General features: G+C 38.8%; 16 protein-coding genes and 1 tRNA gene. 2 read left to right on the forward strand and 15 right to left on the reverse strand.

Annotated elements, in window-relative coordinates:
• Positions 1-48: 48 nt before the first annotated feature.
• Complete coding sequence (locus KKC46_03765; GenBank protein MBU1052935.1) at positions 49-576, reverse strand: LapA family protein; 528 nt, start codon at positions 574-576, stop codon at positions 49-51.
• Positions 577-850: 274 nt separating this feature from the next.
• Between KKC46_03765 and KKC46_03770 the strand changes: the two genes are divergently transcribed.
• Entirely contained in the window at positions 851-1,342 is a 492-nt protein-coding gene (locus KKC46_03770) for a DoxX family membrane protein (GenBank protein MBU1052936.1), read from the forward strand.
• Complete coding sequence (locus KKC46_03775) at positions 1,339-1,866, forward strand: rhodanese-like domain-containing protein (GenBank protein ID MBU1052937.1); 528 nt, start codon at positions 1,339-1,341, stop codon at positions 1,864-1,866. The genes KKC46_03770 and KKC46_03775 overlap by 4 nt, the downstream gene beginning before the upstream one ends.
• A gap of 215 nt (positions 1,867-2,081) precedes the next feature.
• Here KKC46_03775 and KKC46_03780 read toward each other — a convergent pair whose 3' ends face one another.
• The 14 genes from KKC46_03780 to KKC46_03845 form a co-directional block, all read right to left on the reverse strand.
• Positions 2,082-2,459: a NifB/NifX family molybdenum-iron cluster-binding protein gene (locus KKC46_03780; protein MBU1052938.1), complete on the reverse strand. Its 378-nt coding sequence runs from the start codon at positions 2,457-2,459 to the stop codon at positions 2,082-2,084.
• A 23-nt stretch (positions 2,460-2,482) separates the two neighbouring features.
• Complete coding sequence (locus KKC46_03785) at positions 2,483-3,238, reverse strand: MBL fold metallo-hydrolase (protein ID MBU1052939.1); 756 nt, start codon at positions 3,236-3,238, stop codon at positions 2,483-2,485.
• A gap of 58 nt (positions 3,239-3,296) precedes the next feature.
• A complete protein-coding gene (dut, locus tag KKC46_03790; GenBank protein ID MBU1052940.1) occupies positions 3,297-3,755 on the reverse strand; it encodes a dUTP diphosphatase in 459 nt (152 codons plus the stop codon).
• Between the two features lie 2 nt (positions 3,756-3,757).
• Positions 3,758-5,023, reverse strand: a complete 1,266-nt coding sequence (locus KKC46_03795) for an insulinase family protein (protein ID MBU1052941.1) — start codon at positions 5,021-5,023, stop codon at positions 3,758-3,760.
• A complete protein-coding gene (gene pnp, locus KKC46_03800) occupies positions 5,010-7,103 on the reverse strand; it encodes a polyribonucleotide nucleotidyltransferase (protein ID MBU1052942.1) in 2,094 nt (697 codons plus the stop codon). Before pnp ends, KKC46_03795 begins: the two co-directional genes overlap by 14 nt.
• Before the next feature lie 499 nt (positions 7,104-7,602).
• Positions 7,603-7,872: a 30S ribosomal protein S15 gene (rpsO, locus tag KKC46_03805; GenBank protein MBU1052943.1), complete on the reverse strand. Its 270-nt coding sequence runs from the start codon at positions 7,870-7,872 to the stop codon at positions 7,603-7,605.
• Between the two features lie 185 nt (positions 7,873-8,057).
• Positions 8,058-8,960 (reverse strand): tRNA pseudouridine(55) synthase TruB, encoded by a 903-nt coding sequence (gene truB, locus KKC46_03810; protein ID MBU1052944.1) that lies wholly within the window; start codon positions 8,958-8,960, stop codon positions 8,058-8,060.
• A gap of 92 nt (positions 8,961-9,052) precedes the next feature.
• Positions 9,053-10,024: a bifunctional oligoribonuclease/PAP phosphatase NrnA gene (locus tag KKC46_03815; GenBank protein MBU1052945.1), complete on the reverse strand. Its 972-nt coding sequence runs from the start codon at positions 10,022-10,024 to the stop codon at positions 9,053-9,055.
• Positions 10,025-10,036: 12 nt separating this feature from the next.
• Complete coding sequence (gene rbfA, locus KKC46_03820) at positions 10,037-10,387, reverse strand: 30S ribosome-binding factor RbfA (GenBank protein ID MBU1052946.1); 351 nt, start codon at positions 10,385-10,387, stop codon at positions 10,037-10,039.
• Positions 10,384-10,671 carry a DUF503 domain-containing protein gene (locus KKC46_03825; protein ID MBU1052947.1) on the reverse strand — a complete coding sequence of 96 codons (288 nt, stop codon included), beginning with the start codon at positions 10,669-10,671 and terminating at the stop codon, positions 10,384-10,386. Before KKC46_03825 ends, rbfA begins: the two co-directional genes overlap by 4 nt.
• Before the next feature lie 5 nt (positions 10,672-10,676).
• Positions 10,677-13,400, reverse strand: coding sequence for a translation initiation factor IF-2 (gene infB / locus KKC46_03830; GenBank protein MBU1052948.1), 2,724 nt, complete (start codon positions 13,398-13,400; stop codon positions 10,677-10,679).
• Positions 13,401-13,512: 112 nt separating this feature from the next.
• Positions 13,513-15,054 (reverse strand): transcription termination factor NusA, encoded by a 1,542-nt coding sequence (gene nusA / locus KKC46_03835; protein MBU1052949.1) that lies wholly within the window; start codon positions 15,052-15,054, stop codon positions 13,513-13,515.
• Positions 15,048-15,506 carry a ribosome maturation factor RimP gene (locus tag KKC46_03840; GenBank protein ID MBU1052950.1) on the reverse strand — a complete coding sequence of 153 codons (459 nt, stop codon included), beginning with the start codon at positions 15,504-15,506 and terminating at the stop codon, positions 15,048-15,050. The genes nusA and KKC46_03840 overlap by 7 nt, the downstream gene beginning before the upstream one ends.
• A gap of 284 nt (positions 15,507-15,790) precedes the next feature.
• Positions 15,791-15,866: transfer RNA gene (locus KKC46_03845), tRNA-Gly, on the reverse strand.
• Positions 15,867-16,137 lie beyond the last annotated feature (271 nt).

Raw genomic sequence — 16,137 nt, forward strand, 5'->3', positions numbered from 1 at the left:
GAAAAGAAAAAATGAATGAATGAATGAATGAAAAATCTTGCTAACATATCATATCTCTTTTTCTTCATCGGCAATATCAGGAAGTAAGTTGGGAGTCTGGTCATCATCTCCTCTTTCAAGCCGATCATCCATTTCACCAATATATGCTGCAAGTGTGTTTCCCGACTGTTCTATTGCAGTTATGAGGTCTTGATTAAGCTGATCTATTTTTGCCTGCATAGCTGCATTCGATTCTTCGTTTAAGGCTGTTTGTTTTGCTATTTCTGTTTCCATGAAGGTTCGCAATTCAGTAAAACGCGAAGTCTCGGCCTGGTCTGCAAGTTCACGATTGGCCTGTAGTTCACGTGCATGGCGACGAGACTCAAATAGCACCGATGTTTGCAGATAGATCATAAAAACAAGGAACAAGACTGTTAGAAAAGACAAGGCTCCAAGCATGACTAGTCCAAGCGGTGCCTGAACTGCGGTAAAACCCAGGGAAAGAGTTGTAGGTGTTGTAAATGTGGTCCAATTAAGTGCAGCAAAAGCGGCAATTACTGCCAGGGCGACAAGCAATAACAGCGTATGAATTTTCATATTGACCAATCTCCTTAACAATCGTTAATTAATGATAATTTTGAAATTATATTAATATATCAACATATTTTTTGCAATAATATGTTCGGCCTTCGTATTTTTTATCCTTTTAATAAGCATAAATAAAAAGTTATCTTATAGTATCTTTCACTTCCAGGAGATATTTATATAATCTCTTTCTCATGGGGTATTGCATTTAAATTATCGATTGGACTTTTAGAATTTCGCCTTGGTATTATAAAATCGTTAAACATCAAAAACAAAAGAGAACCAAATGAATAACAAAGTTTTGAAATGGTCGTATCCTGTCATTCGCTGGGCTATTGCTATAACTTTTGTGTATGCCGGGGCTTCAAAACTACCTGATACCGAGGCATTTTCCGAATTAATTGGTGCTTACGGACTTGTACCCGAAAGCATGGTTCCAATAGTAGCCGTCCTGCTTCCTATTTTGGAAATTTTGGCCGGTATCGGACTTGTTTTTGATTTGCGCGGAAGCCTTTTTGTTATTACCGCGTTGTTGCTGCTTTTTATCGGGGTGTTGGGATATGCTGACTACCTGGGATTTGACATAGATTGTGGATGCTTTTCGCCGGGTGATCCCGAAGCAAAGGCGTTTCATGGGTTGAGAGCTGCAATTTTAAAAGATGGTGTATTGGTGGGTTGCTCTGCCTATTTGTATCTATGGCGAATAAAGACTTCGCATTCACCAATTAATATTTTGGGGACAACTTTTAATAAAATGTTACAAGGAGTTAAATCATGAATAAGCGATGGATTAATACAGTGATTATAATTATTGCCGCAATTTTACTGATGCCCTTATCCTCTGTGGCAAAAAACAAATTTGAAAAAGAGGTCGATTTAGAAGCCAAAGCGGTGAAACTGGTGAAAGAAGTGCAGCAGGGTGGATATGATGTCATTACCACAAGCGAACTTAAACAAATGAAAGATGATAGAAAAGACATGGTGATCGTTGATACCATGCCATACAAGGATAGCTACAAAAAAGCCCACATCCCCGGCGCAAAACAATTTCTTTTTCCAATACCCCTAATGGAAAAATGGGATAATGCGGAAACAAACGGCAAAACAGAACAAGACTTTGCTGCCCTGCTGGGGCCGGACAAAGATAAAATCATCGTGATTTACTGTGGATTTGTCAAGTGTACCAGAAGCCACAACGGAGCTTTATGGGCCAAGAAACTAGGATACAAAAACGTGTACCGGTTTCCGGGAGGCATTTTTGCATGGAAAGGTGCGGGATATGATGTTGAGAAAGTAAAATAAAGCGATAGGCCATGCTGTATGTTGCTTCAATGTAAAGCTCATCTTCTGTGTATATCCGGGTGAAGTGGAAATGCCCGCCACTGTGTGGCAATTTTATATTCTTTCTGAAGCTGTTCAATACGTCCGGTAATGAAGTAACACCAGGGTCAGATGTAATCGAAAAATATCTCAAGTGTTAAATATGCAGGCATTTCTTTTGTCCTTAAGTTTTTTTGTTAGTGTCCGCATTCACCGCCGGCATGACCGCCACAGGCATGTTGTATAGTCATTTCAGGCATTATGGTACTTTGAAATATTTTGAGATTTTCTTGAACTGAACCTTTATTCGCCCTATAAACTTTGATTCCCATTTCATTTAATTTGTTGATAGCTCCTGCTCCAATGCCGCCAACAATGATTACATCAACCATTTGTCCATCTAATGCTTTTAAGGGGCTGCACTTACCGTGCGCATGGCCCAAATCCTGATTGTTAATTGTATAAGTAGATTTTGTTTCTGTATCAAAAACCACAAAGCTCGGGGCTGTGCCGAAATGCCCGAACACTTCACTATCCAGTCCCTTATCAGATTCCACGGGAAAACATATTTTCATTTTTTATAATCCTTTTTATTTATTTACGAGGAATTAATAATAGCACCGCATCTGTCCTGGCGTGCTACATCGATTTTGGCTTTACAGCATGTCAGGGCGCAACCTACCACGCTTAGCACTTTTTCCGGGGTATTGTTTGTTTCACTTATATGGGATAAAATCACATGTTCGAGGTTATTGTGCTGGATTTCCTGTAGCAGTACTTTTGACTCCTGGTTTGATAAATGGCCCGAGCGGCTTTTTATCCGCTGTTTTAACGGCCAGGGGTAGGGGCCGTTTGTAAGCATTTCAGGATCATGGTTTGCTTCAAGAACAAGTATGGAACATTTTTTCAGATTCTCTTTTACCATTGTAGTTGCAATCCCAAGATCAGTTGCAATTCCGATTTTTGTTTTGTTTTTAGATACCGTAAATCCTGACGTATCTTTTGCATCATGGGATAATGAAAAAGGATAGAAAGAAAGACCATTTATATTAAAGCCCGTACCGCATTCAAAATTTATAAATTCAGCAATTTTTCCAAGAAATGAAGATGCGGCTTGTTGGGTTTTATGGCTTATATACACAGGGATGGAAAACCTGCGGGAAAGTACTCCTACACCGCTTATATGATCGGAATGTTCATGGCTTACAATAATTGCGTCAAGATTATCGGGAGCAAGATTGTTTGCTTTCATCCTTCGTTCAATCTCAATACCGGACAATCCGGCATCAATAAGAACTGATGTGTGGCCGTCTGAAATATATATTGAATTTCCCTTGCTGCCGCTTGCAAGCATGCAAAGCTTAAGATCTGATGATTTATCGGGTTTTTTAAATGAAGTATTTTCCTTCACATTATACTCCGGTATGCCCGAAACCTCCTGTACCGCGCTTTGTCTCCTCAAGACTTTCAACAAGCTCTATTTTTGCCTGGTAAACCCGCTTTAATAGCATCTGGGCAATTCTGTCTTTGCGTTTGAAAGTATAATCCTTATTCCCATGGTTAATTACTGCTATTTTTATTTCACCACGATAATCCGAATCTATGGTGCCTGGAGAATTTATCAGGCCTATCCTGTGATTAACGGCAAGCCCGCTTCTTGGGCGTATTTCAATTTCAAATCCTTCGGGAATAGATACTGCAAAACCGGTAGGTATCAGGGCGATGTCTCCTGGTTTAACGACAACATCTTTTGCAAGACAGGCATATACATCCATACCTGCGCTATTGGGTGTCATATAGCACGGTAAAGGGATATCAGCATCTTTATCAGGGTTTAACCGTAAAAAACGTATTGTAGGTATATTTTCCATTATTAAGAATTTAAAACATCCATAAACTGTTTTTTATCTGCAACAGGTCCAAGAACGGTTAGTGAAAGATTAGCAGGATCAAAAAGCAAATTCGCCAAATCTGATACTGTATCTTTTTTTACCGATTCGATTTTGTCGATTACTTCCTGAAGCGGAATATGGCGATTAAATATTATTTCGTTTTGCGCCTGTCTGAACATCTGATTATCAGTACTTTCGGAAGCAAGAAGCAAACAGCCTTTTGTATACTCTACCGATTCTTTAAGTTCGCTATCACTTATAGTATTTTCTTTAATCTTTTTAATTTCCTTTATAATTAAAGCTGCTGCATCAAGGGCATTATCCGGATCAACCGCAGCATAGGCACCAAACATACCTGTATCTATATAGGAGGAGATAAAAGAATATACTGAATAGGCAAGACCTCTTTTTTCACGTATTTCTTGAAAAAGCCTTGAACTCATATTGCCGCCGAGTATTGTATTTATAAGTGAAAAAGCATATCTTCTTTCATCTGTGAGAGGCAAGCCTTTATATAAAACACATATATGAGCCTGTTCAAGATCCTTGTCAAATATATTAGCACCTTTTTGCACATCAGGATTTATACGTTCAGGAAAAGATGAAGTATTTTGATAAGATTCAAAAACCGGGCATACAATATCTAAAATATTTTCATGTTCTATGTTTCCGGCAACAGAAATAATAATCCGGGAGGGCTGGTAACGTAAGGTAAAAAACTCTTTTATTTTTTCCGGCTTAAAATTAATAATATTTGAGCGTGTCCCAAGTACTGAAGACCCGAGAGGATTGTTTTTGAAAAAGCATTGGCCGGAAAGATGATGTATATAATCTTCCGGAGAATCTTCAACCATTCCTATTTCCTGGATTATCACAGGGCGTTCTTTTTCAATTTCTTTGATATCGAATTCGGAATTTAAAAAAATATCAAAGAGAAGATCACTGGCAGTTATAATATGGGATGTTATTACTTTGGAATGATAACAGGTTGTCTCCATGGAGGTGAATGCGTTTGTGTTTCCCCCCATGGAGTCAAATTCTTTGGAAATCTGAAATGCCGACCTTTTAGCTGTACCTTTAAAAAGCATATGTTCGATAAAATGGGAAAGACCACTTTCTTCCTCCGATTCATCGCGAGCCCCTGAGTTTACCCATATACCCATTGAAACTGAACACGATTGGGGCATGTTGGCAGTAATTACTCTGATGCCGTTTGAAAGTACGGTTTTATTTTCAGGCCGGTTCATTTTCATCTTCTAAAACGGCCTTATGGCTTAAGCGGATTTTGCCGTCTTTGGATATCTCAAGAACCTTAACTTTAATTGTGTCCCCTTCTTTTACTATATCCGAAACCTTGGTTACTCTTCGGGTTGCAAGCTGAGATATATGCACAAGGCCGTCTGTGCCGGGCATAATCTGCACAAAAGCGCCAAAATCCATGATCTTAACCACGGTTCCGTCATATACAGCGCCGATCTCCGGTTCTTGTGTTATATTGTTTATAAGATTTAAAGCGGCAGCTCCGTCTTCTTTAGATACAGCTGCAATTTTCACAAGACCGTAGTCGTCAATTTCAACGCGGGTGTTTGTTTCGCTCTGTATAGATCTGATTGTTTTCCCACCAGGGCCAATAATTTCCCTGATCTTGTCAGGATGAACCTTTACGGTGAATATAGCCGGAGCATGCGGGGATATTGCTTCCCTGGGCTGGTTAATAGCTTCCAGCATCTTTTCAAGGATATGAATTCTGCCTGTACGTGCCTGCTCCAAGGCACTTTCCATTATAGATTTGGAAAGCTCATGAATTTTTATGTCCATCTGAAGAGCGGTTATTCCTTCCCGGGTTCCTGTAACCTTAAAATCCATATCTCCGGAATGATCTTCATCTCCAAGTATATCGGAAAGAATTACAACCTGATCTCCTTCTTTAACAAGACCCATTGCAATTCCTGAAACCGGCGCCTTAATCGGGACTCCTCCATCCATTAAAGCCATAGACCCTGAACAAACAGTGCCCATTGATGATGAACCGTTTGATTCGAGAACTTCGGAAACAAGACGTATTGTATAATCAAAGTCTTCTTTGGCCGGAAGTATTTTTTCTAAAGCACGGGTAGAAAGGCCGCCATGGCCAATATCTCTTCTGCTTGGTCCGCCAACGCGTTTGGTTTCGCCAACTGAATAAGGCGGAAAATTATAGTGCAGCATAAACGGCCTTAATTCTTCACCGCTTAATGTTTCAACTCTTTGTTCATCAGGACCTGACCCAAGTGTCAGTACTGCCAGAACCTGTGTTTCGCCTCGAGTAAAAAGAGCACTGCCGTGTGGTCTTGGAAGCACGCCTACTTCGCATGTAATGGGCCTTATTTCATCATATTTTCTGCCGTCTAAGCGCTGACCTTCGTTAACTATAAGGGCCCTGGTTATTTTTTTCTGTAAACCATAAAATATCTCAGAAAACTCATCTTTGCGTTCGGTATACTCAGCGCCAAGTTGCTCAAATAATTCGGCCTTTAGGGTGCGCATGGCAGATTGTCTGTCGATTTTTCCCGGTATAAGAAGAGCTTCGCGTATACGGGAGGCAGCAATGGATTCAACCGTTTCTTCAAAAGCGTTGTCTTTTTCTTTTTCGGTGTAATTTCTTTTTGGAAGTCCGTTGGTTTCTCTTAGCTTATGTTGAATGTCAATGATAGGCTGCATAGCTTCATGGCCGAAAAAGATTGCTTCAAGCATATCTTTTTCGCTGACTATGTTGCTTCCGCCTTCAACCATGACTACACCGGTTTTTGAGCCTGCAACGATAATATTTATATCGCTGCCCTCGCACTCATTTATTGTCGGGTTTGCAATAAATTGTCCGTCTTTTCTGATAACCCTGACACTGGCAATCGGTCCGGCAAAAGGTATATCGGATATTTCAAGAGCGGCCGATGTGCCTATCATAGCAAGTACATCAGGATCATTTTCTTGATCCATTGATAAAACTGTTGCAATTATCTGAATTTCGCAACCGTAACCTTTGGGAAACAAGGGCCTGATTGGCCTGTCAATAAGACGCGAAGTCAGTGTTTCCTTTTCCGAAGGTCTTCCAATCTCTCGTCTGAAATAATTTCCGGGTATGCGCCCTGCCGCATATATTTTTTCCTGATATTCGACGGAAAGCGGCAAAAAATCCCTGGGACGTTCATCATATGAAGAAACTGCGGTAACAAGAACAACAGTATCACCGTATTGCACAGTCACCGATCCTGACGCCTGTTTAGCCAGTTTGCCAGCCTGTATGCTAAGAGTTTTTCCCCCTATATCGGCGCTATATGTGTTTATCATAAAATTCTCCTAAATAATAATTAACATTTGTCATTGTAACGTTATGATTGCTGAAACGAATTTATTGTGTAATGCAGAGTTAACAACCTTTTACAGAACGGATTTTATACAATAATCTATTCATGAAAGATGAATCTAACCTGCTGAGCCAGTTTAAAATGCCCCATTTTGGCCGATCTTAAGCGTTGGGTTCAAATTTCAATCCTCGAAATACTCAATGTATTCCTGCGGTTGAAATTTTATCCCGCCTTGAGCTTGACCAAACTGAAACGTTTTGAAAGTGGCTCTGCTGTATAGAATAATAACTTCAGAATGTATTCCTTTGCAGCAATTTAGAATAGAGGTTTAAGAGCTGTATGGTCATATAAACCTCTATTGACTTTCGATACCCATTTTTATCTTTCCGGATATTTAAGAGAGTGGAACGATGCTACGCTCATTACCGGCAGGCATATTTTTTCGGCTCGTAAGGATCTGCACTTTGAACTGATCAAAAAAATTATCTTCTCAAACCAAGAGTAGTAATGATTGTCCTGTAACGTTGTACATCTTTGTTTTTAACATAATTTAAGAGTCTGCGCCTTTTACCTACAAGCATGAGCAAGCCTCTTCTTGAATGATGATCCTTGGCATGAACCTTAAGGTGTTCGGTAAGATAACTTATTCTGAAAGTTAATAGGCCCACCTGTACCTCCGGAGAGCCGGTATCGCTTTCATGTAATTTATATTTTTCGATCAATTCCTTTTTATCATCTGTTTTAAAAACCAATTTCTTTTTGCCTCCTGTTTTCTATCTGGAAATAACTATTTGATTATACATTGTTAACTATTATTTTATAAACCATATTACAGATTAAAATTGACAAAAATAATATTCTTTTTCTTTATATACATTTATAAATACAAACAAACAACAAATTTTATTCAGTAAAAAGCCTGTTTTTTTATCCTGGTTCAATTATTGTTAATCACACAACAATAGATAAATTTATTTCCGATCTTATTTAAAATGGCCAAAAGATCGTTATTGTTGTTTACAATTTTAATAAAGCTATCCGTTTTGTTTGTTTGTACTAAATTAATATCACGTTCGGTAATTAATTTACCATGGGATAACTTTTCGATCAATATATCATCGGCTATATATCCGGGGATATGTTTAAGTGCATCAGACATGTTTAACAAATGTTTCGAAATATTACCCTCTTTTGATATAATTTCCTCAAGGATATCAATAGATAGAGCCTGGTTTATGTTTAATCCGCAGCTTTCAATTCTTCTTAATTGACTAAGATGTCCACCGCATCCAAGAGATTTTCCGATATCTGCGCATAATGTTCTTATATATGTGCCAGCCGAGCAAGACACTTCAAAAAGAACTTCAGGAAGATTTATATTAATAGGTTTTATATAATGTATGTCAATTTTCCTGGGCGGTTTAAGAATTGGCTTGCCTTGTCTTGCATACTTATAAAGAGGAATTCCCTTATGTTTTAAAGCTGAATAAGCCGGAGGAACCTGATCGATGCTTCCTTCATATTTTTTAAAAACCGCTACTATATCTTCTTCCGAAAAATTCAAATCCTTGCTTGTTGATATAACTTCACCTGTAAAATCCTGTGTATCTGTTTCAATCCCTAAACACAGCCTGGCAATATATTTTTTATTTCCTTCAAGAAAAAATCTTGAGATTTTTGTTGCCTCATTTATGCAGCATGGCAATACTCCCGTGGCAAAAGGATCGAGAGTGCCTGTGTGTCCCACTTTCTTTGCACCTGTCAGTTTTTTTATAATAGAAACTGCCCTTGCTGAACTTATATCAGCAGGTTTATCAATAATTAATAATCCGCTGTTAATTTTTATACACCCTTTAAGCAGAGTTGGCGGGGTTTAAAACCCCAACCTACTACCATATCCCTTTATATGCCGCCACTGTTGTGAAGCTATAGTTATAACTTTTCAGCAAACCTCATAATAATTGTTTTTAATTCATCCAAACCGGTTTCAAGATTAAAACCTGCCGCACTGAAGTGTCCGCCCCCGCCAAAGGATAAGGCTATATCCGTAACATCAATGGTTCCATCCGAACGCAGACTTACATGAAAATTCTTAATACCTTTTATTTTGCTTTTGCTGTTTCTTTTTTCCTGAATAAGAACAGCAACTTTTATACCTTTAATACGTTTAGCATAGCTGATAAGGCCATCAATGTCTTCAGATTTAGTTCCGGTCTCGTTAATCATATCCGAGGTTATGGTCATCATTGAAAGTTTGCCGTTTTCTGATATTGCAATGGAATCAAGAGCAAGGTTTAAAAGACGGATGCGTCCTAAAGAATATTTTCCATAAACATTTTGTGCGATTTTATAGGGATCTGCTCCGTAAGCTATCATTTCTTCACAAATTGCGAAAGCCGGTCCGTTTGTATTTGAAGCCCTGAAAGACCCGGTGTCAGTTAAAATGGCCGTATATATTGAAGTAGCAATTTCTTTATTAATGGGAATATTCATCTTTTTTATTATACGATAAACTAATTCTGCCGTTGAACAAGCTGATGTATCGACAAGCCGACAGGTTCCATAACCTGTGTTTGTTACATGGTGGTCTATATTAATAATAACCGGAATCGTCGCTACTGCCTTTGCAGATTTTCCTATGCGCTCTAAATTTCCGCAATCAAGAATAACGGCCGTATCAAATTCATAAAGCTCATTAATTTTATATTTTATGAGTTCAGTCCCAGGGAGAAATCGATAAACCGAAGGAATGGAGCTTTCGTTCAACAAAAATGTTTTCTTATTAAGAAAACCAAGAGCAAAACCAACGGCAAGCAAAGACCCTATTGCATCACCATCCTGGTTTATATGAGAAGTGATCAGCACATTAGAGCTATTTATCAGATGTTCTATTATGCGGTCCATTATCCTTTGTGTTTATGAGTCCATTTTTATTGACTTTAGAACGTTTTCAATCCGTTCTCCATAATCATATGATTCATCATAAAAGAAAGAAATCTCAGGCATATATCGCAAAGAAAGTTCGCTTGACAAAGAGCGTTTTAAAAATCCGGCGGCGCTTTTAAAACCTTTTAATGCTTCGTCAGCATTAGTTTTGCCGCCGGTTGTGGTAAAATAAATGCGCGCAATTTTGAGATCTTTAGACATTTTGACATCAGTAATTGTCGTCATTTCAAGACGAGGGTCTTTTATATCTTTTAACAGTAGTGCAGATATAATTTTTTGTATCTGCCCGCCGACTCTTTCAGCCCTTGAAAAACCTGTCATATATTGATTAACTCCATTTCAGTATTTACAATTTCGGCAAGACCCAATTCATCAGCAAAGCTAAAAGCTTTATCTATTTTGGAATTAACCATAGCCTTGTCATTTCCTACAAAGGCTATGCCTATTATTGCTTCCTCGTAAATATCATTTGAGTCTACTTCTGCAACCGATGCGTTGAAATTGTTCTGTAGTCTGCCGATAAGTGATTTTACAATTTTTCTTTTGCTTTTCAGAGAGCGGCAGTCATGAAGCCTGAAAGTAATTATTCCTAGACCGACGACCATATTTATTATTCGAATTCCGGTTTAACTTCTTCTATATAATAAAATTCAATTACATCATCAACTTTTATATCATTATAATTTTCTATGCCGATTCCGCATTCAAATCCGGTCAAGACCTCTTTAGCATCATCTTTAAATCGCTTTAAAGAAGAATTCTTTCCTTCGAAGCATACTATACCGTCTCTGATCAGGCGTGTTTGACGGCCACGTTCTATTTTACCATCTAAGACATAACAGCCTGCAATAGTACCAAATTTAGGAACATGAAAGACTTCCCTGACCTGGGCTCTGCCTAAGAATTTTTCTACAAATGTCGAAGCCATCAACCCGACTATCGCATTCTTTATATCCTTAATTACATTATATATTATATTGTAGTAACGAATATCAACGTTTTCTTCGTTTGCCATCATTTGTACTTTGGAACTGGGACGGACGTTAAAACCAAGGATAATGGCATTTGAAACAGCTGCAAGAGATACATCAGATTCTGTAATGGTTCCGGTTCCGGAATGAATTATATCAATTTTAACTTCATCGTTTGACAATTTGTTCAGCGAATCTCTTATTGCTTCTATAGAACCGTTAACATCTGCTTTTACTATTAAGGTCAGACTTTTGATTTTGCCTTCCTGAATCCGGTCAAATAGATTTTCAAGGTTAAGTCTGCTTGTTTTAGCCAACTCTTTGGAACGCTGTTTCTGAATCCTGTAAGTGCTGACCTGTTTGGCATCCTTTTCATCGGCAAGAGCTACAAGTTCATCCCCTGCCATAGGCACACCCGAAAAGCCTACAACCTCGACCGGAATTGACGGGCCGGCCTCGTCTATTTTCATACCCCTGTCATTTAAGAGTGCCCGCACTTTACCATAATGTATTCCGCAAACAACGGATTCGCCTAAATGAAGCGTTCCTTCTTTTATCAGTACTGTTGCGACAGGCCCTCTTCCGGAATCCAGATTGGCTTCAACCACATGGCCTACAGCAAGTTTATTTGGGTTAGCTTTTAATTCAAGAACCTCTGCCTGAAGAAGAATCATTTCAAGCAAATCGTCTATTCCGATATTCTGTTTTGCAGATACTTTAATAAAAGGAGTGGTACCTCCCCATTCTTCCGGCGCAAGATTATGTTCAGCCAATTCACGCTTAACACGATCCGGATCTGCTTCAGGTTTGTCCATTTTGTTTATAGCAACAATTATCGGAACAGCAGCTGCTTTTGCATGATTAATAGCTTCTACGGTTTGCGGTTTTACTCCATCATCGGCTGCTACAACAAGTACAACAATATCCGTTATTTTTGCTCCTCTTGCGCGCATAGCTGTAAAAGCTTCATGGCCGGGAGTATCCAAAAATATTATCTGTCCGTTATCGGTTGAAACATGGTAAGCCCCTATATGCTGAGTGATGCCTCCAGCCTCTGCTTCTGTTATTTTGGTTTTGCGTATTACATCCAAAAGAGAGGTCTTTCCATGATCAACATGGCCCATTATAGTAACTACCGGGGGTTTGCTTACAAGAGCGCTGGGGTCATACTTCTCTTCTTTTAAATAGTTGCTTTCTTCAAAAGATGCACGTTCGACTTCATAACTAAATTCGGCTGCAACCAGTGAAGCAGTATCATAATCTATTGTTTGGTTTACAGTCGCAAGCACACCTAAGCCCATAAGCGTTTTTATCATTTCACTCGACTTTATACCCATTCTTTTTGCAAGATCGGATAATACAATTGCGTCATCAATTTTTATCCGGCGTTTTATAGCTTTTGGTGTAGTTAACTGTGTCTTTTGCCCATGAGAAGCCTTAACCTTAGCTCCTTTTTTTTCTCTACGAATTTTGGGTTCCGGCGAAAAAAGATCTTCTGCTTCAACTATTTCTTTTTTCTTAAAAGGTTTCTTTTTGGTTAATTTTTTGTCCCTGAAATCGGGTTCTTCTTCGCGCTTTTCCCTGCCTTTAACTTTCTTTTTATCAGAAACAGCTTCTTCTTTTTTTGTAACCGCAGCTGTAGAATCAGTTTTCCCCTGAAAATCCGGGGTTATTTCAACCGTCTTTTTGATGTGTCCACCGGTTTTATTCTTATATTCCAAGGGCTTGGCCTGTTTTGAAGCATCCGTTATTTTAGATATTTGTTCCTTTGGCGGTTCCGTTTTAGTCGGAGCAACTTCGTGTGAAAGGGGATGTTCTTGTATTACTTCCTCTTTCTTTTTAACCTCAGGTAATTTAAGGATTTTTGCCGGTTGTTCTTTTTTGGCTTTTTTAAGTACTTTTGCGGGGGGGGCAGTCTTTTTAATCGGCTGTTTTTGGGTCTCGGCAGGGGGCTTAACCTCCGGCTTTTCTTCCGTAGACGGCTTTGTGACTTCTTCGACAGCTTTTTCGATTATGGGTTCGGGCGCCTGCTCTTCCGAATCAACTTTTTCAACAGCCTTCTCTTTTTGCTCTTCAGGTTGCATTTCAGGCTCTATCTCAGATGTTGTTTCAGGTTTCGTTTCTGTCTGCTCCTGAACAACAACTTTTCGCCTTCTGATTATCGTAGGCTTAATGCGGACTTCAGCCACTTCTTCCGACTTTACGTTACTATTTAAGCCGGCTTTAATTTTTTTAACTGTTTCTTCATCCAAAGAACTAACGTGGCTCTTAACGTAGATATCCATATTTCTTATCTTGTCAAGAAGAGCCTGGTTCGTCATATTAAGATCTCTGGCAAGTTCGTATACTCTGATCTTTGCCATGCAGCCCCCCAAATATTGTTATTAACCGGTCTTTCACTAAATGATTATTATATTTACAGCAACCCAGTATTTTATTGCACATAAACTATATTTGCAAAAATTTATATGGTAGTTATAAATTCTTATTGTCGATGCCAGAATTTTCTTCTTCGGTACTTTTAATGTCACCGATGTCAGAATTTTCTTCTTTGGTACTTTCAATGTCACCGATGTCAGAATTTTCTTCCTCTGCACTTTTATTGTCATCGATGTCAGAATTTTCTTCTTCGGTACTTTTAATGTCACCGATGTCAGAATTTTCTTCTTTGGTACTTTTAATGTCACCGATGTCAGGATTTTCTTCCTCTGCACTTTTATTGTCATCGATGTCAGGATTTTCTTCTTCGGTACTTTGATTGTCATTGTTATCATTGCCTTTGGAAATTGCTTCTGCTGCAAAATCTATCAATTTCTCGGCTTTTTCTTTGGCGATACCTTTTATTTCCATCAGATCACTTGCGGAGGCGTTACTGATTTCCTCTACGGATGTAAAACCTTTTTCAATTAATAAATTGGCAAGATTTATTCCAACTCCGGGTAAAGATACAAGAGAATCATAACCGTTTTTCAATACCGCATCATAATGTGATTCACCTTGAACATCTATGTTCCAGGAAGTCAACTTTGAAGCAAGGCGTACGTTCTGGCCGCGTTTGCCTATAGCGATGGAAAGGGAATCATCAGGGACTATCACTTCCATAGCATGACTGTCTTCATCAATAATAACTCTTATTATTTCAGCCGGAGCCAGGGCATTGCATACATATTTAGCCGAATCAACATGCCATGGTATTATATCAATTTTTTCACCTCTTAATTCCTGAACAACATTTTGAACCCGGCTTCCCTTCATGCCAACACAGGCACCTACCGGATGTATATCAGAATCAGTTGAAGATACGGCTATTTTGGCCCGAACCCCCGGTTCACGCACAGTGCCCATTATCTTTACAATTCCTTCGCTTATTTCAGGAACTTCTGTTTTAAAAAGGTTTGCCAGAAAATTCGAATGCGTTCTGGAAAGAACAATTTGAGGGCCTCGTGAATCCTGAAGTACATCCATAAGAAGCGCTCTTAAGCGTTCACCACGCTTATAGGTCTCTTTTGGGATTTGTTCATGAATCGGCAGAATGCCTTCTGTCTGTCCGAGGTTCACGATAATATCTCCGGAATGTTCAATTCGCTGAACGATGCCGTTTATTATTTCACCTTTACGGTCAATGAAACTTGAATAAACAGCATTTCTTTCAGCATCTTTCATTTTCTGTATAATGACCTGTTTTGCAGATTGGGCGGCTATTCTTCCAAAAGCTGTGGTATCCATTTTTGTTCCGAGGCTATCCCCAATTTCACATTCCGGATCCAGTTTTTGCCCTTCTTTAAGACTGATCTGCGTTATTTCATCCGTAACGGTTTCAACTACTTTCTTAAACTGAAAAGCTTCGATATCACCGCTTTCTTCATTATAATTAATTTCTATATCGATTTTATTCCCATATTTTTTTCTTGCAGCGGATTTTAGCGCTTCTTCAATTGCCGTAATGAGAACACTTTTATCTATACCCCTGTCCCGGCTGACTTGATCAACAACACGTTTTATTTCTGATATTAGCATTTGTTTGCTCCGTTATAGTTGAAAAGCTGTGCCTTTGTGATTTCCTTATAAGGGATTGCAACAGTTTTGTCATTAACGATAATATTAACAAAACCATCATTATAGCCAAGCAGAACCCCTTTGAATTTTTTTTGTCCTTCAAGAGGAACAAAAGTGCTGATTGTTGCCATATTGCCTTTAAACTTCTCAAAATCCTCCGGCTTTCCTAATGGGCGATTAGCGCCGGGCGATGAAACTTCAAGGCTATACGGCCAGCCGGTATTCAGATTAACATCCAGAATATCACTTAACTGGCGGCTTACCCAGGTGCAGTCGTTTAGTGTAATCCCACCTTGTTTTTCAATATAAAGACGAATTACGATACCTCCTGTTTCCCTCTGATATTCAGCATGAATTAGCTCCAAACCTTTTGAATTGCATAGCGGATAAGCAAAATCTTTAACTTTAACCATTATTTCTTCCCGTGTCATTGGGCTGATAAGTTTTGTTTCCGTTTTGCGCTTTTTCATACAATCAAATAATTATTAACAAAGATCCTTTTGAAATAAGAATAGTTCGCCAAAATAATAAAATAAAAAACGGGCTATCGCCCGTCTCCTTATGAATATGATACTTCTTATAAAAAATGGATCGTGAAAAACTACATGGTTCTGAAAGCAAACATATTCAAAAAGTATCTCCAAAATGCATATTCATCGACCCTGCCTAAAAGCCTTTTGATAAGGCGAATTTTACCTGGAGCGGGCAACGAGATTCGAACTCGCGACTCCAAGCTTGGGAAGCTTGCACTCTACCAGCTGAGTTATGCCCGCCCACGAAATGCCATTATTTATGACAGTTTTTTACTAATGTCAATAGTTTTTGAAGTTCAATCCAGGGTAACCGCATTTAGAATTTAATATAACCGGTTGCCCCCTTCAACAAGAGAATAACTCACTTGCGATCTTTTGCCGCTAAGAGCTTTAATCCTTCGGTTTGTTCTAAAAACAGCTGCATATGAGGATAGGGAATCTCGATACCCGCTTTGTCCAATGCACGTTTGCCTTTTTCAGTATATTCCCACATAAGGGTATATTTCAAAAG

The organism is Pseudomonadota bacterium, from assembly GCA_018817425.1.
Lineage (GTDB): Bacteria > Desulfobacterota > Desulfobacteria > Desulfobacterales > RPRI01 > RPRI01.

Coding starts and splice junctions, on each gene's coding strand:
- KKC46_03765 (MBU1052935.1), bottom strand. CDS start 576: ATGAAAATTCATACGCTGTTATTGCTTGTCGCCCTGGCAGTAATTGCC.
- KKC46_03770 (MBU1052936.1), top strand. CDS start 851: ATGAATAACAAAGTTTTGAAATGGTCGTATCCTGTCATTCGCTGGGCT.
- KKC46_03775 (MBU1052937.1), top strand. CDS start 1,339: ATGAATAAGCGATGGATTAATACAGTGATTATAATTATTGCCGCAATT.
- KKC46_03780 (MBU1052938.1), bottom strand. CDS start 2,459: ATGAAAATATGTTTTCCCGTGGAATCTGATAAGGGACTGGATAGTGAA.
- KKC46_03785 (MBU1052939.1), bottom strand. CDS start 3,238: ATGCTTGCAAGCGGCAGCAAGGGAAATTCAATATATATTTCAGACGGC.
- dut (MBU1052940.1), bottom strand. CDS start 3,755: ATGGAAAATATACCTACAATACGTTTTTTACGGTTAAACCCTGATAAA.
- KKC46_03795 (MBU1052941.1), bottom strand. CDS start 5,023: ATGAACCGGCCTGAAAATAAAACCGTACTTTCAAACGGCATCAGAGTA.
- pnp (MBU1052942.1), bottom strand. CDS start 7,103: ATGATAAACACATATAGCGCCGATATAGGGGGAAAAACTCTTAGCATA.
- KKC46_03815 (MBU1052945.1), bottom strand. CDS start 10,024: ATGGACCGCATAATAGAACATCTGATAAATAGCTCTAATGTGCTGATC.
- rbfA (MBU1052946.1), bottom strand. CDS start 10,387: ATGACAGGTTTTTCAAGGGCTGAAAGAGTCGGCGGGCAGATACAAAAA.
- KKC46_03825 (MBU1052947.1), bottom strand. CDS start 10,671: ATGGTCGTCGGTCTAGGAATAATTACTTTCAGGCTTCATGACTGCCGC.
- infB (MBU1052948.1), bottom strand. CDS start 13,400: ATGGCAAAGATCAGAGTATACGAACTTGCCAGAGATCTTAATATGACG.
- nusA (MBU1052949.1), bottom strand. CDS start 15,054: ATGCTAATATCAGAAATAAAACGTGTTGTTGATCAAGTCAGCCGGGAC.
- KKC46_03840 (MBU1052950.1), bottom strand. CDS start 15,506: ATGGTTAAAGTTAAAGATTTTGCTTATCCGCTATGCAATTCAAAAGGT.